A 17,707-nucleotide genomic window follows, 5' to 3' on the forward strand; every position below is an offset into this window, starting at 1 on the left:
GCCGACATGACCCAAGACGTTTCTTCGCGAGGCCTAGCGTTGCTCGGCGTCGCCGCCATCGCGGCGGGGCTGCTTGGCACGGCCATGATCCAAAGCAACAGGGCAGCCGCCATCACTGGGGGAATGGACGCACATATCCACATGATGGCGGCCGATGCCTGGGAAGAGGCGGCGGCGCGTCCGAGCACCACGGTAAAGCCGCTCTCCTGCGAAAGGCTGCCGAATGTGCCTGGGCATTCAATCACCACGGCTTTGGTCGAATTCCCGCCCAGTGCCTATACGCCGCGATACCGTCATCCGGGTTCCGTCACGGCCTTCGTCATCAAGGGAGCGCTGCGCTCACAGATGGAAGGCGGGCCGGCAGTGACCTACACGCAGGCCCAGACCTGGTTCGAAGCGCCGGGCGCGATCCACGCTTTCGCCGAGAATGCCAGCGCCACCGAGCCGGCCGAGCTGCTGGCGATCTTCGTCGCGGCGGACGGCTGCGGCCCGCTGACCATCCCAATAGCTGATTAAATCTATCGCCTTTGTCGCGGCGCAAGCCTTCTTAACGCTATTTCGTGCAACGCCAAATTGGCGCCACATGCGGTCGGCATTGCGGTTGCCACGCATAGCCACCGCGCGTATCAGGCACGGCAGCTGTCTTCTTCCGCATACCGGCGAGCCGTTCCGTTGCCTGCCAGAAACGACCCACAAGTCTACGCCCGCCGGCTCCGCGCGGTGCTGATCAGCTCGATCCCCGTGCTCGAGGCGCGCGGCATCGTGATCGTGCTGATGGCCGGAGTGGTCGGCGTGATCGCGGGCGCGCTGGTCACCGGCATGAGCGCGCTGGTGCAAGGCATGCACTGGCTGCTGTTCGACGTGCAGCCGGGCGGCCGGCTTTCGGCAATGTTCTCGCTCGCCGACCCGGTGCAGGCGATGTTCCCGGCGGTCGGCGGCTTGTTGCTCGGCCTTTCCGTCATTTGGCTCAGAAAGCGCAAGTTCCGCACGCCGGTCGATCCGATCGAGGCCAACGCGCTCTATGGCGGGCGCATGTCGCTCACCGACACCTTCATCATCGTGGCGCAGACGATGATTTCCAGCGGCTTCGGCGCCTCGGTCGGATTGGAAGCCGGGTACACGCAGGTCGGCTCCGGTATCGCTTCCCGGCTTGCCCGCGCCTTCCGGCTGCGCCGCAACGACGTGCGCATCCTGGTCGGCTGCGGCGCGGCCGGTGCGATCGCTGCCGCGTTCGACGCGCCGCTGACCGGCGCCTTCTACGGTTTCGAGCTGGTCATCGGCATCTACTCCGTCGCCAATGTGGCGCCGGTGATGGCGGCGGCAATCTGCGCCTCGCTGACGGCGGAAATGTTCGGCGGCGTGCCGTTTCCGCTGGAATTGTCGGGCCTGCCGAATTTGACCGCCAGCGAGTATGTGCCGTTCCTCCTGCTCGGCCTGCTCGGCGGCGGCGCCTCGATCGCGATCATGCATCTGGTGAGCATCGTCGAGTCGCTCTTCGTGCGGCTGTCGATCGACGCCTCGGTCAGGCCCTTCATCGGCGGCATCTTCGTCGGCCTGCTCGGGCTGGTCACGCCGCAAGTGCTCTCCAGCGGGCACGGCGCGCTGCACCGCGAGTTCGCCATGAACTACGCGCTGCCGGTGGTGGCCAGCGTCTTCGTGCTGAAGCTGGCGGCTTCCGCCATCTCGCTCGGCTCCGGCTTCCGCGGCGGCCTGTTCTTCGCTTCATTGTTCCTGGGGGCTTTGCTCGGCAAGGTCTTTGCCGGCGTCATGGCGATGACCGCGCCGTCGGCCGGCATCGACCCGGCGGTCGCCGCCGTCGTCGGCATGACCTCGCTCGCCGTCGGCGTCGTCGGCGGTCCGCTGACCATGACGTTCCTGGCGCTGGAATCGACACGCGACCTGACGCTCACCGGCGTGGTGCTGGCGGCCTCGATCATGTCGGCGATCCTGGTGCGCGAAACCTTCGGCTACTCCTTCTCGACCTGGCGCTTCCATCTGCGTGGCGAGACGATCCGCAGCGCGCATGACGTCGGCTGGATGCGCAGCCTTACCGTCGGCTCGATGATGCGCAAGGACGTCCGCACCATTCCCGCCTCGATCACGCTTGCCGAATTCCGCAAGGAGGTCCCGCTCGGCTCGGCGCAGCGCGTCATCGCCGTCGAGCAGGCCGACCAATATGTCGGCATGCTGCTGGTGCCGGAACTGCACAGCGATCGCTCCGACGACGAGACGCCGGTGAGCGCGCTGGCCCAGTTTAAGGATGCGGTGCTGGTGCCTTCGATGAACGTCCAGACCGCGGCCGAGACCTTCCAGCGGACCGGGGCCGAAGAGCTGGCGGTGGTCGAGGACTTCGACGAGCGCATCGTGCTCGGCCTGCTCACCGAAAGCCATCTGATGCGCCGCTATGCCGAAGAGCTCGACAAGGCGCGCCGCGATCTGTCGGGCGAAGGTTGACCACTATCGACAGCCCAGCCAATAAGAGACCGTTTGGAAAATCCACACCGGCGGCCATCTGGTGGCGTTTTCTGCGCTTCCGGTGCTCACGGACCTGAATGTCCGCTCCGCTCCGGTTCTCGAAAGCACCATCATATGACTCGCCGGAGTGGATTTCGAAACGGTCTCTAAGACGTCACTTCCGGAAGCCATCCCATGCAAGTCAAGCGCAACGGCGACATCTCGTTCTGGTATGCGGATCTGGGCGGCATCCCCGCGCCGCGCCCGCCTTTGCCGGGCGACATCGAGGTGGATGTCGCGATCGTCGGCGCCGGCTATACGGGGCTTTGGACGGCCTACTATCTGAAGAAGGCCAAGCCCTCGCTGCGCATCGTGCTCATCGAACGCGAGTTCGCCGGCTTCGGCGCGTCGGGGCGCAATGGCGGCTGGCTGTCGGGCGGCTTCGGCTGGTCGCGCGAGAAATATCTGAAGACCTCGACCCGGCAAGGCGTCACCGCCATGCAGCAAGCCATGGCCGGCTGCGTCGACGAGGTGATCCGGGTGGCGACGGAAGAGGGCATCGACGCCGACATCCGCCGCGTCGACAATCTGACGGTCGCCACCAATCCGGCGCAGCTGGAACGCGTGCGCGAGGAATGCGAGACGACCCGCTCCTGGGACGCCGATCCCGAACGCATCGAGCTGCTTGACGCCGAGACGACGCGGGCGCGCATCAAGATCAAAAATGTCATGGGCGGCCTCGTCATCCACGGCCAGGCGCGGGTGCAGCCGGCCAAGCTGGTGCAGGGGCTGGCGGCGGCAGTCGAGCGTCTCGGCGTTTCCATCTACGAGAAGACGACGGCGACGACGATCGCCAAGGGCAAGGCCACCACCGATCGAGGTACGGTGCGGGCTGAAACCATCATCCGCGCGACCGAAGGGTTTACAGCCGGCATCCCTGGGGAAGAACGAACCTGGCTGGCGCTGAACAGCGCGCAGATCGTCACCGAACCGCTGCCGGAAGAACTTTGGCGCAAGATCGGCTGGGACGGGCATGAGCTGCTCGGCAATGCCGCGCATGCCTATTGCTATGCCCAGCGCACCCGCGAGGGGCGCATCACCATGGGCGGGCGCGGCGTGCCCTACCGCTACGGCTCGCGCACCGACGTCAACGGCCAGACGCAGCAGGCGACGATCGACCAGCTGCACGCGATCCTGACGACGCTGTTGCCGCAGACCGCGGGATCCCGCATCGATCACGCCTGGTGCGGCGTGCTCGGCGTGCCGCGCGACTGGTGCACGACGGTGGGTCTCGATCCGGCGACGCGCATAGGCTGGGCCGGCGGCTATGTCGGGCTCGGCGTGTCGAGCTCCAACCTGTCGGGACGCACGCTGGCCGATCTCGTGCTCGGCCAGGAGACCGAACTGACGCGGCTGCCCTGGGTCAACCGCAAGGTGCGGCCCTGGGAGCCGGAGCCGTTCCGCTGGCTGGGCGTCCATTCGATGTATCAGCTCTACCGGATCGCCGACCAGCGCGAGGCGGCTGGGCTCGGCCACACTTCAAGGTTGGCCGCCCTTGCCGACAGCATCACGGGCCACTGATCGGCCAGGAGATCAGTGATCGATCGGGCCCTTGGGCGAGACAAGCGTCGTGCCCGCGGTGGTCGGGCGCTCGATCATGCGGCGCACGCGCGGCGGATTCTCGCCGCTGTGCAGCGCGCGGATGCGTTCGCCGACCACGGCATCGGCATGGGTGGCGCGGCGGTTGTGGCGGATGTACTCGACCCAGGTCGGCGTGTGGTAGTGCTCGATCCACACGGATGGATTTTCGAGATCGCGCGCGAGCGTCCAGTTGCGCGCGCCGTCACGGCGGCGGATGCGGCCGCGCTCGGCCATGGTTGCCAGGAACTCCGGCACGTCCTGCTCGCGGATGATGTACTCGATCATGATGGCGATCGGGCCGCTGCGCGGCTTGAGGTCGAGCGAAAGCATCGGCTCCTTGAAGCGATTGAGCGGATCGAGGTTGAGGACCGTCTGCTTCGGCAATGGCAGGAAGAAACCGATCGCCGCGCCGGCAAGCATGGCGACCGCCGCCGCGATCAGCGCAATCTCGGCGCCATGCGCATCGGCAACGACGCCCCAGATCCAGCTTCCCAGCGCGATACCGCCGAAGGTCGCCGTCTGGTAGATCGACAGCACGCGGCCGACCACCCAGCGCGGCGTGGACATCTGCACGGTGACGTTGAAGTGCGAGAGCGCGATCACCCAGCAGGCGCCGCCGATGAGCAGGCCCGCCGATGTCTGCCAGGCATTGTGGCTGACGGCGGCGTTGAAGGCGCAGAGCGCGAAGCCGCAAAAGGCCATGCGCACCATCGCCTCGCTGGACAGCAACTGCCTGAGCCGCACGCTGATCAGCGCGCCGCCGACCGCGCCGATGCCGAAGGCGCCGAGCATAATGCCGTAGGTCAGCGCGTCGCCCTTGACCACATCGCGCGCCACCAGCGGCAGCAGCGCCAGCACCGCGCCGGCGCTGAAGCCGAAGGCCGAGCCGCGCACCAGCACCTTGGCGATGTTGGGCGACATGGCGACATAGCGCAGGCCGGCGCCCATCGCGGCGCCCAGCGACTCGCGCGGCAGCGTCTGCTCGGGCAGAGCCGGCTTCCAGCGGGCGAGCACGACGATCAGGCCGATATAGCTGATGGCGTTGGCGGCGAAGGCCGCCGCGGCGCCCGCGGCGGCGACGATGACGCCGCCGATGGCCGGACCGACGCTGCGGGTAATGTTGAAGCCCAGCGAATTGAGCGCGACCGCCGCCGGCACCTTGGCGCGGGGCACCATGTCGCCGACCGACGCCTGCCATGACGGGCTGTTCAGCGCCGTGCCGCTGTCGATCAGGAAGGTGAAGGCCAGCAGCGTCCACGGCGTCATCCAGCCTTGCCAGGTGAACAAGGTCAGCAGCGCCGAGACGACCAGCATGAAGGTCTGCGCCACCAGCATCACCTTGCGGCGGTTGAAGCTGTCGGCGATGGCGCCGGCGACGAGCGCGAACAGCATGATCGGCAAGGTCGTCGAGGCCTGGACCAGCGCCACCTGATAGGACGAGGTGGCGATCGTGGTCATCATCCAGGCGGCGCCGACGCCCTGGATCAGGCCGCCGAAATTCGACACCAGGCTGGCCGCCCAGACAGCGCGAAAGATGCCGTGCCGGAACGGCGCCAGAGCGGAGACGCGTTCGCTTTCCGGCTCGTCGTCGATCATGGTTGGGCCTTCGTCCGCAATACAGGCTCGCCGCACCCGAAGAGGGATGGCGACTCGTCAAAGAGTGCGACCCAACAACAGGATGGCAAAGGCGAAAATGCGTCGGCGAAGCTTTAAGCCAAGCATCTCGCCGGTCTGGACCAACTTTTCGCTATTGCGCGCCTTCGACCTCGGCCGGGCCTGTCGTCTCGCTGCTCCCGCGAAGCCCGAGCGCATGGTGGCCAGTCGTCAGAAACCGTGCTCGATGCGTTCGAAGATGACGTTGGTGAAGGCCGAGATCTGGCTGCCGATGAACGGGCCGGTCAGCGCCACCACGAGCATGATGGCGACGATCTTCGGCACGAAGGTCAGCGTGATTTCCTGGATCTGGGTCAGCGCCTGGATGAGCGCGATGCCGATACCGACCGCCATCGCCACAAGCACCACGGGGGCGGAGGCGGTGAGAACCGTCCAAACGGCGTACTGGACGATATCGAGGGCATCGGCCTCATTCATGCGGGCACACCCCGGCGGTCAGGCTAAAGCGCGTCGCGATCCTTCGGATTCGCTCCATGCGCTTTAGGTCTTTGGTTTTACGCATGTCTTTATCCCGAAACCGGTTCCCACTTTCGGGAGACATGCTTCAGCTGGCCGGCTTGATCGACACGCCCGCGCCGACCGGGACCTTGGTGCCGTCCTGCAGCACGGCGATCAGGCCGTTGCTGGAGAGCGTTACCGAGGCTACCGTCCCGGTGGTCTTGCCGTCGGCCGAGGTGATCGTACGGCCGATCAGCGCGTCGGCCTGCGAGAGCGCCGAGGATTGCATGATCTGGTCAAGCTTGGTGTTGGTCTGCACCGACTGCTCGACCTGGGAGAAGGTGGCGAGCTGCGCGACATATTGCGTCGAATCCATCGGCTTGGTCGGATCCTGGTTCTTCATCTCGGCGATCAACAGCTTCAGGAACGACTGATAATCCACCGCCGTCTTCGAGGTCTTCTGGCTGGCCTGGTTGGCGCCAACCGGGATCGTTGTCGTCATGTCGACGGCCATCTTATGCTCCTACAGCCAGTGCGCGCGGCGCTTCGGGAATGTCGTCGTCGGCTTCGAGCGCCTTGCGCTCGAGCGGATAGAGCGCGCGGATCGCCTTCAGCGCCTCGTAGATCTCGTCCTCGCCGACCATGCGGTCGATCTGCTTCAGGCTGTTGCAGATGTCCTGGTTGTCGAAGCTTGCGATCAGCATCGGCAGCGAGCGGCGGAACATTTCACGAGCCTCCGCGGCGCCCGCCGGGTTGATCAGCATGATCTGCACGATGAAATAGAGCTGCCTGAGCGGCGTCGAGGCCTGGTCGGCCTGAATCACATGGCTTTCGAGCAGGAACTGCACATCGTTCATCAGCTCGATGGTGACCTTGCGGTCGACGCGGATGACCGCGCCGTTGATATAGATCTTCTCGTTGGGCTTCAGCGAGATCTTCAGCGTGTTGGTCATTGGATGCCGTCTCGGATGATCTGGGAGACCTCGATCAATCCTTCGAAATTGTTGGTGCGGCCCTGGCGGATATCTTCCGTCTCGCGCAGCAGCCACAGGCCGATGGAGATCAGGTTGGCGCGCAGCTCCTTGGGGAGCGCGTTGTCGCTGGAGCCGAGATCCTCGACGAAAGTGGTCCAGATGCGGTTGGTGAAGTGCAGCGCCTCGACCGCCTCCATGGAGTCGGTGCCGACCGCGGCGGCCGCCGCCAGCATGTCGATCGAGCGCGTGAGCAACTGCCGCTCCCGGTCCTTGGCATCGGCGACGGAGTCGGTCTGGATGTCGGCGTAGGAGAATTGATACATCGTCGGCGCTCTGGCGTTCCGGTTTACGTGTTCAAGTCAGATAGTTGAGCAGGCTGAGCTGCTGCAGACGCGCGGTCAAGGCAAAGGATGTCTCGATATGCTGTGTCAGGTCGGCCACGCGGGTCGCCGCTTCCGCGGGGTCGACGCCTTCGAGATCAACGATGTGCTTCTCGAAGAGGTCGACCTGGGTCTTCATGCGGTCGCTGGCATCGGACACGCGCTGCTGGGCTATGCCCGTCTCGGCCCGTATCTGGGTGATGCCGCCGATGGCTTCGCCGACCAGCGCCTGCGCGCGGCTGACGACAGCGTTCTGCGCAGCCTCGCTGATGCTGCCGGTCATCAGGCTGCTGACCATGGCGGCCGCCATGGCGAGCTTGCGGATGCCTTGGTCGTTGGCGCTGACCGAGGTCTGGGTGGTCTCGTTGAGCGAAATGCGGCTGGTGATCTGCTCGTCGGTGGCGCTCGACCAGTTGGCCTGCCAGCCGGAGCCGAGGAATTGCGGCTCGACCTGCGTGGTGATGAAGTTGTCCATCTGCGCGGCGGTGATGTTGGCCGCAGCCGGGTCGGTCTGAGTGAAGCCGAAATAGCTGGTGAAAGCGGCGTCGAACGCCGCCTTGGCCGGCGAGCCGGCGGCGTTGAAATCGTCGATCGGCTTGACGTCGGTGTTGGTGCCGGCAAACAGATATTCGCCGTTGACGCTGGTGTTCAGGATGCCGGTCATCTGCTGCAGCGCCGAGGCGCCGGCGGTCTGCAGGATGCTGGTCGAAGAGTCGCCGGAGACGCCGCTGGTCAGCGCCGACAGGAAGCTCTGTGCGCTGTTGGCGATCTGGCCGAGGGAATCCTGGGTCGATTTCAGGCGCGCCGTCACGAGCGCGTTGGAATCGACAATGCCGTTCAGCCGGTCGAGATCGCGCTGGAAGGTGACGGCCTGGGTCGTGCGGCTGCCGAGCGCCAGGCCGATATCTGCGACCGTGCCGGTCTGTGATTCCTTCGTCGCCTTGACGAGGTCGGCCTGCATCCTCGCCTGCTGGTAGCGCAGCGCGTTGGAAATGGCGGCTGAGGAAACGCCTGTCGCTTTCATGAACTATCCCACCGCGGCCAACAGGGAGTCCAGCATGTCGCCCACCGTTTTCATCATATGCGCCGATGCCTGATAGGTGTGCTCGAGGTCGAGAAGCAGGGACATCTCCTGATCGACATTGACCCCGGTGTCGTTGGACAGCGCCTCGGCCGTGCGTGCCGCCAGCGCCTGTTTGCTGTCGGCATTGGTCGAGGCCTGCTGGCGCACGCCCTCGAACCAGCCGATGGCATTGGCTGCATAGTCGGAGACGCCCGAGCTGACGGCGATGCCGGTGGAAGTGTCGAAGGCCATCGGCTGATCCAGCTTGCTGCCATAACCGATCAGCAGGTCCGCATAGGAGGCGCCGCCGCTGGTGTTGGCGACATAGGCCGCGCCGTTGGCGCCGCCGTCGCGCAACAGCGCGGGGTTGCCGCCGGCGCTCGGATCGAAGGCGGCGTTGACGCTGATCGACCCGGCGAGGCCGTCGACCAGGGTGCCGGCGGCCGGAATCGCCGGGGCCCCCGACCATGTGAACAAGCCGGTCGCATCGGGCTGCGACGGCGCGGTTTCGGCAAATGCCGTGATCAGGCCGCGCGCGATTTCGTCGAGCTGGCTTTGCATGGTCGAGGCGACGCCGTCGCGCAGCTTCAACAGGCCCGCAAGCTTGCCGTCGGCGGTGGTGTTGTCGCCGATGCCCGCGGAAACCGGCACGTTGTCGATGTAGATCGTGTTGCCGGGCGTGCCGGCCGAATAGCCGGACGATGGCGTGAAGGTCACCGAACGCGGCACGGTCTCGAACAGCGTCGTGCCGTCCCTGGTGGTGATGACCATGTCGTTGTCGCCGCGCGTGAAGGTCGAGATCGGGACATATTCCGATATCTTCTTCAAAAGGGCGTCGCGCTGGTCGAGCGCGTCGGATACGTCCGTGCCCGAGCGGGTGCCCGAGATAACGGCCTTGTTGGCGTCCTGGAACTGGCTGAGCAGCGAGTTGAGATCGTTGACGGCCGTGGCGATCTGGCTGTCCGCCTGGGTGCGGAAATCCTGGATCGCCTTGGTGCCGCTGTTCAGCGAATTCACCACCTGCTTGGCGGCGTCGACGACGCTGGTGCCAAGGTTCTGGTTCGACGGCGTTGTGGCATAGAGCTGCAGGGCTTTCTGCAGGTTGGCGATTGCCGTCGAGGGCGATGACGCATTGTCGACCCCGTTGACCGACAGATCGAGCTGATCCATGCCGTCGTAAAGCGCGCTCTGGCCGCTCCATGCCGACAGCGCCGAAAGGTTCTGGCGGAACAGAAGGTCATTCGCGGTACGCTGGATTTCCACCGCCCTGGCGCCGGGCGCCGTGCTGGTCACCACGGCGATGCGCCGGGTGTAGTCCGGGTTCGACGCATCGGCCACATTGCGCGATACGACGCTGGTTTGCTTGGACGTGGCCAGAAGCGCCGACTGGGCAATGCTTAGTGCGGAGGAAAGCGACATGCTGATCTTTCACGGGGCGGCGCCCGTCGTTTATCTCTTCAGGTTGACGAGGACGTCCATCAGGTCCGAGCCGGTCTGGAAGACCTTGGAATTGGCGGTGTAGCTGCGCTGCGCCGCAATCATGTTGGTCAGTTCCTCGGCGATATCGACGTTGGAATTTTCAAGCGCTCCGGAGACGATGGAGCCGAGCTTGCCCTCATTGGCAAAGCCGATATGGACCGCGCCGGAATCGGTGCTCTCCACATAGATGTTGCCGGGCATGGCGGTGAGGTTGTCGGGGCTCTGAACGTCGGCCAGCGGGATCTTGTAAAGCGCCTTGGTCGAGCCGTCGGCGAACTGCGCGTAGATGACGCCGTCCTGGCCGATCTGGACCTTCTGGATGGAGCTCGGCGCGTTGCCGTTGACCTTGGCGTCGGCGACGGTGAAGCCGGCGCCGAGCTGTGTCAGCTTGGCGAGATCGAGGTTGAGGGTCTGGCCGCCCGGAACGGTGAAGGAAACGCCCGTGGTTGCGCCGGTGAGCTTGCCGGTGGTGGTGTCGAAGGTGAGGTTGGCCGTACCCAGCGCGCCGCCCGTATAGGGGAAGGAGGTGCCCGGCGTCGCCTTCGACTGGTCGAAGACCGCGACCTCCCAAGTGCCGGCGCCGGTGTTGGTGAAGTAGACGTCGAGCAGTTTCTTGTTGCCGAGATTGTCGTAGGCGACCAGCGAGGTTTTCGACGTGTATTGGGCGGTCGCACTGTTGGTGGAGGGCAGACTGCCGGCCGCGACCGGAGTGGCGCCCGCCGGCAGGTTGCCGCTGAAGATGCCTTCCGTGCTCGGGGTCGCTGTCATTTCCTGGTCGGAGATCTGCACCGGCACGAGGCCTTCGAAGCCGTTGGCGGTCGCGGCCGGATCGCCATTGGCGTAGTCGTAGGCCATGAGCTGGTAGCCCGCGGCATTGACCAGCCGGCCTTGCGCATCCGGGACGAAGGAGCCGGCGCGGGTCAGATAGGGCGTGCCGCTGGCATCCTGCACGACGAAGAAGCCGTCGCCGTTTACGGCGAGATCCGACACCGAAGTGGTGTAGGTCATGACGCCCTGCGTGCTGATGGCCGAGCGGATCGTCGTCGTCACGCCGCCGGAATTATAGGCGCCGCCGGTGCCGGGCATGATCAGTGACGAGAACTCTGCCGAAGAGCGCTTGTAGCCGGTGGTGTCGGAGTTGGCGATGTTGTCGGCCACCGTGGACAAGCGGTTGGCCTGCGCGTTCATACCGGAAACGCCGGTCCGCATCATTCCGTAGAGGCTCATCGATGGATCTCCGCAGTGCCTGGGTAGGAGGCCATAAAACTATGCCTCGTGTCTTGCGCGAGGCTGGCGCGGGATGTGCCTCGGGCGGCCATCAAAACACCAGCCGATAGCCGAGAAACCGCTTGGAATCGATCGGGTCGTGGCCGAGCTTCTCGCGCAGCTTCTTGCGCAGCTTCGAGATGTGACTCTCCACCACGTTCTCCTCGACCTCCTCGTCGAAGATGCCGTAGATGGCGTTGAAGACCTGCGTCTTGGTCACGCGCCGGCCGCGGTTGCTGGCCAGATATTCCAGGATGCGACGCTCGCGCCGCGGCAGCGGCAGCGGCTCGCCGTCGATCTCCGGATCGCGGCCATCCATGAAGATGCGCATCGAGCCGACCTCGGTGTAGGCGGCCTCTTCGGAGCCGCGGCGGCGAATGGCGGTGATGCGGGCAAGGATCTCGCGGATATGGACTGGCTTGCGGACGACGTCGTCGACGCCGCTCTCGAACAGCCGCAACGTATGTTCGAGCGAGTGATGCTCGCTGAGCGCGATCACCGGCGCGCCGGTCCGGTCGCGGATCTGGCGCGGCGATACCGCGCCCTCGCGGCAGTCGCCGATGAGAAAGGCCCTGACGGATCTGAGATCAGTGTCGGCGGCGGAACTCACCCACTCGCCGAATTCGCCCGGCGCGAAGCCGGCCGTGGCCACGCCCTCGCGATCGAAAAGTGAGGAGTAGCCCTCTGTCACGAGCTCTCGCTCGTCAACGATCACGATCATCGGCCCGCCCTCCGAATCAATTCATTTGCCCCGTGGGGAAAGGGGTAGCCGGGTCGACGAATCCTGAAAAACCATCATTTCTTGTAGCTATTTTCTTGGGAGTTTTTTTGGGGGCCGTAATAAAAGCGGTTGTGCAAGTGTATTCGTGCCAGCTGTCGGCGAATGAATATTGACGCCGTCGGACAGGCCGGCGCGGGCCGATCGGCATTCAGGAATGAGCAACTATTGATTGCAGAATGCGCTGGCATTCGGCGTCCACCTGCCGAAGCCGGTGGCGACCATGTTGGCGATGACGCGGCAGACATAGACCTTCTGCGCCGGGTCGTTGTCAGGGCCGGCATGGTAGCGGGCGACGGCCATCGACCAGGTCATGTGCCGGGCGTGCAGGGCGGCCAGGAAGCGTGCGGCATAGTCGACATTCTGATGCGGGTCGAGCATGTCCTCGACGCTGCGGAAATGGTCGCCATGATAGTGCTGGTTGATCTGCATGCAGCCGAGGTCGATCAGCACCTTGCCTTCGCGGCGGGCATTCTCGAAGGTCGCCAGCGCCTCGCCACGGCTGCGTGGGAACACAGCTTTTCCCTCTATATTCAATGCATTAGGCTGAAGGCTGCCTTTCTTTCCGGTCTCTGTCAGGCCGACCGCATAAAGAATGCCGGCCGGCACGCCGTAGCGATCCGCGGCGCGCAGTATCTCCGGCTCGCACGGGTTTGTGGCGGCGGCGTTGGCAGCGCCTGCCGCGAAGCTAGATATACATATCGTCGCCAGCGCGCTCGCGAAGAGGCGAAGCCGGGCGAGCGAATTCCTGTGCGCCATTGCCGTCGTTCCTTCCCGGTTGCCGGCCGCCGCCCGCGCCGTTGCCGCCCGAGTTCCCGGGCTGGAACGAAGGCTGGTCGCGACCTGTCGACATCGGCATGGCGCCGTTTGCGTCAGGGCGGCTGGCCGCATGTGGTGCTATCGAAGGTTGCAGAATGGTGACCTTGTCGACATCGAAGCCGAGGCTGCGCATCGACTTCACGATGGCATCGCTGTCGGTGGTGAGGCGGCGATATGCCTCGTGGGTCTCGGGCTTCATCTCAATCGAAAGTTGCTCCCCCGATAGCCGCAGGCTGGCAGTGACCGCTCCGAGCTCCGCAGGGTGGAGCTCGATCTTGAGCACATGTGTCGGAACGGCAACAGAATTGGTCGTCTGGGAGCCTGCCGAGGCGCTTGCGAAAGCCTGCTGAACGCCGTTGTCGGAGGCTAGCGCCTCAACCAGCGCTGATGCCGTCTGGCCGATCGGGTTTTGCGCCGGCGCCGGGAAGCTCTGCTGGCTGACGACTTCCATGCGTGTGGCGGAAGAAGATGGCTTGGCCGGTGTCTGTTGCGCGGTTGGCTGCGATTGTTGCGAGGCCTTGGAGGTCGAAGCCGGGCGCCAGCCCTGCGTCGGCACAGGGCTGTCGGCCTGCGGTTCATTCCGTTGCGTCGGCAAGATTTTGATTTCGCCGCGGCCGGGCATGTCGAGAGCCATGTCCGCCTTCACCGGCTTCTGCCCGGAGTCGGGCCCGGAAGCTTCAGTTGCCGTCGAACGGGCGGATCGCGACTGCGGCTCGGCGGAATTGCCGACCGTCGCGCGCTTGCCCATGCGCAGTCGCAGCTCCAGTGCTTCGTGCTCGCCGGCGCCTTCTCCATCGGCAGCGGAATCCTTCCCGCCCGCGCCCGACGATTGCGTGAAGTGCTTCATGTCGCTCAACGCCATCAGCAACGGCAAGCGGTCCTGCAGCGGTGTGGAATCGTTGGCTTGCGCCGTGGCATCTTTGTCGGTCGTCGGCTTCGCCTCATCGGCCCGGACGGCGGTGGTCCTCGTGGACTTTCCCGCAGCTTTCTGCGAGCCGGTCTTCCCCTGCGGATCCTGGTCCGGCTCCTGCTTGCCATTGTCGGCCGCCGAGCCCTTTGCCAGATGCGGATCCGGCAATACAGTCGCGTGCTTGTCCCTTGACCGATCGGGCTTTTCCGTCCCGTGCACCATCTCGCCGAAACCCTGATCCTTGTCCTTGCCGCCGGCGGCGTGCTGCCGGGGCTGGGTAGAAGCAAAGCCCGGCAGGGTCTGGTTGACGCTGGTCATTTGGGGGCTGCTCCGAGGAGTTGGTCGATCTGGTCGAGTTGGCGGCGCGTGTTGGCCACCGCGGTGTCGATGGGGTCTTGCGCATTCGGGGCCGTCGGAGCGGAGGCCTGAACCACCGGCGCGGCGTCAGCCTGCATCGGAGCAGCGGCCGGCGTTTCATTCGTTGTTCGCGCCAGTGGCCGGGCAGAAGGCGGCGAAGCCGCGGATGGAGTGTCCTTCGCCGGATCGCCCGAGGCGACCTGCTGATCGCCCGACGCGACCGGCGGATCGCTCGACGCGACCGCTGGCTGGTCGGGCATCGCTCCTTCCACCGGAGGCAGGTCCGCATTGGCCGGATCGGCCGAGGCCTCGGCTGCCGAGTTCGCCTCGTTTCCCTTCGCCGCGGCCGGCGCGGCTTCCGCCTTGCCGGGCGTCTTTACCGGCGCCACCACTTCGCCCGCCACAGCTTGCGCGGCGTCAAGCAGGTCGCGGTCGCTTTGCGAAAGTTTGCTGCGATCGATCTTGCCGAGCTTGGCGCGCACTTCATCCACGCTGGCCGATGTCATGGTGGAAAGGCTCGAATAGAGTTGGCTGCGCGGGTCGTCCTGGCTGCCGCCGCCGTTGCGGCCCAGTGCCGCCTTGGCCGCGGCAAAAGCCGAGAGCTCCGTCATCCCGTCGATCGCGGCGCGGCGCGCGATGCGCAGATAGACCACCTTCTCGCGCTCGGGATCCATCATCGAGGTGATGTCGGCGATCTTGTCCTGGCTGATCGCCATATGTAGCGTGATGACGCCGGAAACAAAGGCGTCGGCGAACTGGCTGGCGTAGGGCGAGTAGAGATAGGACGCGACATACTGTGTCGACGCCAGCGCAAAACGGGCGGCGTCGCCTTGCGCGGCGGCGATGCCCACGGAGCGGCGAAGCGCCGCCTCCTCGACCAGCGTGCCGGGGCTGAGCAGGCGCGCCTCGTCCAGCAAGGCGAGCGCCTGGGCGGGGTCATCGGCCGCAAGCAGTGAACCCTTGACCAGCGCCAGAAAGGCGCCGATGTCCGGAGGCACGCTCATCGGATCGATAGGCTTCAGCATTTCGATCGCATTGGCCGGCCGGCCGTTCAGGTAAGCGACGATACCTTTGGCGATGGCGAGGCTTTGCGGGTCCGCCATCGCGCGCGAAGCCGCCGCCGCGACCGTCACAGGATTGCCGCCGCTCATGCCGTAGACCAGCAAGGCGCGGAAATTCTTCGGCTCCTTGAAGTCCTCGGCATTGGCATCGCGCATCCGGGCGTCGATCATTTCGAGGAGCTTCGCCTGCATCGGCAGCGCGGCATGATCGCCGCCGGCAATGCGGTCCTGGATCAGCTGCAGCGAACGCACCAGCTGATAAGGCTGCAGCGCGTCCTGCGCGAAGGCCGCCGGTGGCGACCCCGCCGCAAGCAATAGCAGCGCGATCGCGCCGCCGATGACGCTCCGGCTCTTCATCCGCCGGCCGTCATCAGGATTTCAATGCGGCGGTTCGCGGCCGCCATCGGATCGGCGGCGATCTTGGGCTGCCGGTCGGCGAAGCCCGCGACCTCGGTGATGCGGCTTTCGTCGACGCCGCCGCGCACCAGCATGTAGTAGGCCGCATGGGCGCGCGCGGTGGACAGCCGCCAGTTGTCGTAGGCGTCGCTGCGGAACGGCCGCGCGTCGGTATGGCCGCTGATGGTGATGGTGCCCTTCTTCTCGTTGATGATGTGGCCGATCTTTTCCATCGCCAGCACCAGCTCGCGGCGCGGCATGGCCGAGCCGATCTCGAACATGCCGAAATCGAGCTGATCGGTGATCGAAATGACGACCCCCTTGTCGGTGGCCTCGACCGAGACGCCGTCGGCGAGCTTTTCGCCCGGCAGGAATGCCTTGGCGAGTTCCTTCTTGATGTCCGCGGCTTGCTGGAGGGCGGCCTTGCTTGGCGCCTTGTCGCCCTTGTCGGCGGTCTGATCGGGTTCAGTCTTTTCGGCCGTCGGCGCTTCGGCCTTGGCGTCGCCGGACGCGGCCTCGCGCTTGTCAGCCCCGGCTTTCCCGCCTTGTACTTTCTCGGTCTTATTGCCTTCACCCAACGCCTTCTCGGCCTCGGCCTGCGCGGCTTTTTGCCCGCTCCTGGTCTCGGTCTTCTCCGGGGTTGCCAGCGGCTCCAGCGGCGCGGCCGTCAGGGGGGGAGCCGCCGGGACGGCCTTCACCTTCGGCACCGCGGCCGTTGCGACCTTCTCGCCGGGCTTGGCCGGGTCGCCCTCGATCTTGGCGCGCTCGGCTGTGGCCTCAGCACCTGGGGCCGCCACCTGCTGCGACCAGAAATCGGGCGCGAAGGGGTCGCGATAGGATTCACCGCCGGAAGCGCCGGTCGCCGGGCCGGCCGTCTGGGCGCCGCCTTCGCCCTTGGCGCTGACGTTCTGCAGCACCCCCGTATCGGCGGCGATCTCCGCCAGCACCGCATAGGGATCGGCAAACAGCTTTTCATCGGACAGCTGGGCATCCTGCGCGCCGTTCTTGGTCTGCCGGCGTTCGGACGAGCCGGCGCCGCCCTTGCCGTCCTCGCCCGCCTTGGTCGCACCCTGCTGCGGATTGTCCGCGGTCAATCCGACCTTGCTCGGGCCGTCGCCGAGGTCTTCGAGGCCCTTGCGGCTGGAATTGCGGTCGATCAGCTCGACCGGATTGAAGTAGCTGGCGACGGCCGCCTTGGTCTGCTCGTTGGCGGCGTTGATCAGCCACATCACGAGGAAGAAGCACATCATCGCCGTCATGAAATCGGCGAAGGCGATCTTCCACACGCCACCATGGTGGTCATCGTCATGGCCGTCGTGATTGCGCTTGACGATGATGATCTCGTGCCGGGGTTCGGCATGGTCGATGGCGCTCATGACAGAACCTCCGACAAGGACGCGGACCACTCGGCGATACGCGTCTCGAACACCGTTTCGTCGATGCTGACGGTCAGGTCGAAGCCCGGCGCTTCGGCGAAGTCGAGATTGGCGGCGCGGGATCCAAGCGCCGCCTTCAGGGGCTCGAACAGCGAGAGCGGGCCCCGAACACCGATGCGGACGGCTTCGTTGTCGGCGACCGCGGCCCCGATGGTGCGTGAAAGGGCCTGCAGCGAACGTTCCTGCAGTTCGTCACTGAGAAGGCCGCCGATGATGCGGGCAACGGTCGCGCCGGTAAGCTCGGCTATGCGCCGCTCCATGGCCTCGATGCGCGTGGCGACAGCGGCGCCGAGGTCGCCGCCGAAGCTTTCAAGAAAGGCTCTCGCAGCATCGTCGCTGGCCTGGCGCTCGGCGTCGAGCGCGGCCTGATGGGCGAGCGCGAGGCGCGCTTCGAGCGTGGCCTCCGCGTCGGCCACCGCCTCGGCGATCAGCGCGCCGATGTCGGCTCGCGGGGCCTGCGGGGCCTGTGCGGCCGGCGCGGCCGGCATATGTCCGGCTTCGCGCGGGGTCGCCGCCTGGTTGGCATGCGGGGCCCGCGAGCCGAAATCGGGCAGGAGATCGAAGAGGGCTGCCGAGACCAT

General features: G+C 65.8%; 17 protein-coding genes. 3 read left to right on the plus strand and 14 right to left on the minus strand.

The features are described from left to right. Positions 1-6 precede the first annotated feature (6 nt). The 3 genes from DPM35_RS06960 (at position 7) to DPM35_RS06970 (ending at position 4,035) form a co-directional block, all read left to right on the plus strand. Complete coding sequence (locus DPM35_RS06960; RefSeq protein WP_112126569.1) at positions 7-516, plus strand: cupin domain-containing protein; 510 nt, start codon at positions 7-9, stop codon at positions 514-516. A gap of 156 nt (positions 517-672) precedes the next feature. Continuing rightward, a complete protein-coding gene (locus DPM35_RS06965; RefSeq protein ID WP_112126570.1) occupies positions 673-2,454 on the plus strand; it encodes a chloride channel protein in 1,782 nt (593 codons plus the stop codon). Between the two features lie 195 nt (positions 2,455-2,649). Then, positions 2,650-4,035, plus strand: a complete 1,386-nt coding sequence (locus DPM35_RS06970) for an NAD(P)/FAD-dependent oxidoreductase (protein ID WP_112126571.1) — start codon at positions 2,650-2,652, stop codon at positions 4,033-4,035. 12 nt (positions 4,036-4,047) lie between these two features. Here the strand turns inward: DPM35_RS06970 and DPM35_RS06975 are convergent, their stop codons facing one another. The 14 genes from DPM35_RS06975 to DPM35_RS07040 all read right to left on the minus strand — a co-directional run bounded on the left by DPM35_RS06975 (position 4,048) and on the right by DPM35_RS07040 (position 17,707). Then, a complete protein-coding gene (locus DPM35_RS06975; protein WP_112126572.1) occupies positions 4,048-5,691 on the minus strand; it encodes an MFS transporter in 1,644 nt (547 codons plus the stop codon). 228 nt (positions 5,692-5,919) lie between these two features. Further along, positions 5,920-6,186, minus strand: coding sequence for a flagellar biosynthesis protein FliQ (fliQ, locus tag DPM35_RS06980; RefSeq protein WP_027165133.1), 267 nt, complete (start codon positions 6,184-6,186; stop codon positions 5,920-5,922). A 127-nt stretch (positions 6,187-6,313) separates the two neighbouring features. Further along, entirely contained in the window at positions 6,314-6,721 is a 408-nt protein-coding gene (gene flgD / locus DPM35_RS06985; protein WP_112126573.1) for a flagellar hook assembly protein FlgD, read from the minus strand. A 1-nt stretch (position 6,722) separates the two neighbouring features. Next, complete coding sequence (flbT, locus tag DPM35_RS06990) at positions 6,723-7,160, minus strand: flagellar biosynthesis repressor FlbT (protein ID WP_112126574.1); 438 nt, start codon at positions 7,158-7,160, stop codon at positions 6,723-6,725. Next, a complete protein-coding gene (flaF, locus tag DPM35_RS06995) occupies positions 7,157-7,504 on the minus strand; it encodes a flagellar biosynthesis regulator FlaF (RefSeq protein ID WP_042640513.1) in 348 nt (115 codons plus the stop codon). Before flaF ends, flbT begins: the two co-directional genes overlap by 4 nt. A 31-nt stretch (positions 7,505-7,535) precedes the next feature. Then, positions 7,536-8,585, minus strand: coding sequence for a flagellar hook-associated family protein (locus DPM35_RS07000; RefSeq protein ID WP_112126575.1), 1,050 nt, complete (start codon positions 8,583-8,585; stop codon positions 7,536-7,538). Positions 8,586-8,588: 3 nt separating this feature from the next. Then, complete coding sequence (flgK, locus tag DPM35_RS07005; protein WP_112126576.1) at positions 8,589-10,043, minus strand: flagellar hook-associated protein FlgK; 1,455 nt, start codon at positions 10,041-10,043, stop codon at positions 8,589-8,591. A 30-nt stretch (positions 10,044-10,073) separates the two neighbouring features. After that, complete coding sequence (locus tag DPM35_RS07010) at positions 10,074-11,330, minus strand: flagellar hook protein FlgE (RefSeq protein ID WP_112126577.1); 1,257 nt, start codon at positions 11,328-11,330, stop codon at positions 10,074-10,076. A gap of 91 nt (positions 11,331-11,421) precedes the next feature. Next, positions 11,422-12,090, minus strand: coding sequence for a response regulator transcription factor (locus DPM35_RS07015; protein ID WP_042640505.1), 669 nt, complete (start codon positions 12,088-12,090; stop codon positions 11,422-11,424). Between the two features lie 222 nt (positions 12,091-12,312). Beyond that, on the minus strand, positions 12,313-12,906 hold the full coding sequence (locus DPM35_RS07020) for a transglycosylase SLT domain-containing protein (protein WP_245431458.1): 594 nt from the start codon (positions 12,904-12,906) through the stop codon (positions 12,313-12,315). Next, complete coding sequence (fliK, locus tag DPM35_RS07025; RefSeq protein ID WP_112126578.1) at positions 12,836-14,194, minus strand: flagellar hook-length control protein FliK; 1,359 nt, start codon at positions 14,192-14,194, stop codon at positions 12,836-12,838. The genes DPM35_RS07020 and fliK overlap by 71 nt, the downstream gene beginning before the upstream one ends. Beyond that, positions 14,191-15,651 (minus strand): chemotaxis protein MotC, encoded by a 1,461-nt coding sequence (locus tag DPM35_RS07030; protein WP_112126579.1) that lies wholly within the window; start codon positions 15,649-15,651, stop codon positions 14,191-14,193. The genes fliK and DPM35_RS07030 overlap by 4 nt, the downstream gene beginning before the upstream one ends. Beyond that, positions 15,648-17,066, minus strand: a complete 1,419-nt coding sequence (locus DPM35_RS07035) for a MotB family protein (RefSeq protein WP_112126580.1) — start codon at positions 17,064-17,066, stop codon at positions 15,648-15,650. Before DPM35_RS07035 ends, DPM35_RS07030 begins: the two co-directional genes overlap by 4 nt. Beyond that, positions 17,063-17,707 (minus strand): hypothetical protein, encoded by a 645-nt coding sequence (locus DPM35_RS07040; protein WP_112126581.1) that lies wholly within the window; start codon positions 17,705-17,707, stop codon positions 17,063-17,065. Before DPM35_RS07040 ends, DPM35_RS07035 begins: the two co-directional genes overlap by 4 nt.

Source organism: Mesorhizobium atlanticum (genome assembly GCF_003289965.1).
Classification (GTDB): domain Bacteria; phylum Pseudomonadota; class Alphaproteobacteria; order Rhizobiales; family Rhizobiaceae; genus Mesorhizobium; species Mesorhizobium atlanticum.

What these genes read in the sequence shown, in the direction of transcription:
- fliQ (WP_027165133.1), bottom strand. Translation starts at nt 6,186, where the DNA reads ATGAATGAGGCCGATGCCCTCGATATCGTCCAGTACGCCGTTTGGACG.
- DPM35_RS06970 (WP_112126571.1), top strand. Translation starts at nt 2,650, where the DNA reads ATGCAAGTCAAGCGCAACGGCGACATCTCGTTCTGGTATGCGGATCTG.
- DPM35_RS07010 (WP_112126577.1), bottom strand. Translation starts at nt 11,330, where the DNA reads ATGAGCCTCTACGGAATGATGCGGACCGGCGTTTCCGGTATGAACGCG.
- fliK (WP_112126578.1), bottom strand. Translation starts at nt 14,194, where the DNA reads ATGACCAGCGTCAACCAGACCCTGCCGGGCTTTGCTTCTACCCAGCCC.
- DPM35_RS07030 (WP_112126579.1), bottom strand. Translation starts at nt 15,651, where the DNA reads ATGAAGAGCCGGAGCGTCATCGGCGGCGCGATCGCGCTGCTATTGCTT.
- DPM35_RS07040 (WP_112126581.1), bottom strand. Translation starts at nt 17,707, where the DNA reads ATGGTCTCGGCAGCCCTCTTCGATCTCCTGCCCGATTTCGGCTCGCGG.
- flgK (WP_112126576.1), bottom strand. Translation starts at nt 10,043, where the DNA reads ATGTCGCTTTCCTCCGCACTAAGCATTGCCCAGTCGGCGCTTCTGGCC.
- flaF (WP_042640513.1), bottom strand. Translation starts at nt 7,504, where the DNA reads ATGTATCAATTCTCCTACGCCGACATCCAGACCGACTCCGTCGCCGAT.
- flbT (WP_112126574.1), bottom strand. Translation starts at nt 7,160, where the DNA reads ATGACCAACACGCTGAAGATCTCGCTGAAGCCCAACGAGAAGATCTAT.
- DPM35_RS07020 (WP_245431458.1), bottom strand. Translation starts at nt 12,906, where the DNA reads ATGGCGCACAGGAATTCGCTCGCCCGGCTTCGCCTCTTCGCGAGCGCG.
- DPM35_RS07000 (WP_112126575.1), bottom strand. Translation starts at nt 8,585, where the DNA reads ATGAAAGCGACAGGCGTTTCCTCAGCCGCCATTTCCAACGCGCTGCGC.
- flgD (WP_112126573.1), bottom strand. Translation starts at nt 6,721, where the DNA reads ATGGCCGTCGACATGACGACAACGATCCCGGTTGGCGCCAACCAGGCC.
- DPM35_RS07015 (WP_042640505.1), bottom strand. Translation starts at nt 12,090, where the DNA reads ATGATCGTGATCGTTGACGAGCGAGAGCTCGTGACAGAGGGCTACTCC.
- DPM35_RS06960 (WP_112126569.1), top strand. Translation starts at nt 7, where the DNA reads ATGACCCAAGACGTTTCTTCGCGAGGCCTAGCGTTGCTCGGCGTCGCC.
- DPM35_RS06975 (WP_112126572.1), bottom strand. Translation starts at nt 5,691, where the DNA reads ATGATCGACGACGAGCCGGAAAGCGAACGCGTCTCCGCTCTGGCGCCG.
- DPM35_RS07035 (WP_112126580.1), bottom strand. Translation starts at nt 17,066, where the DNA reads ATGAGCGCCATCGACCATGCCGAACCCCGGCACGAGATCATCATCGTC.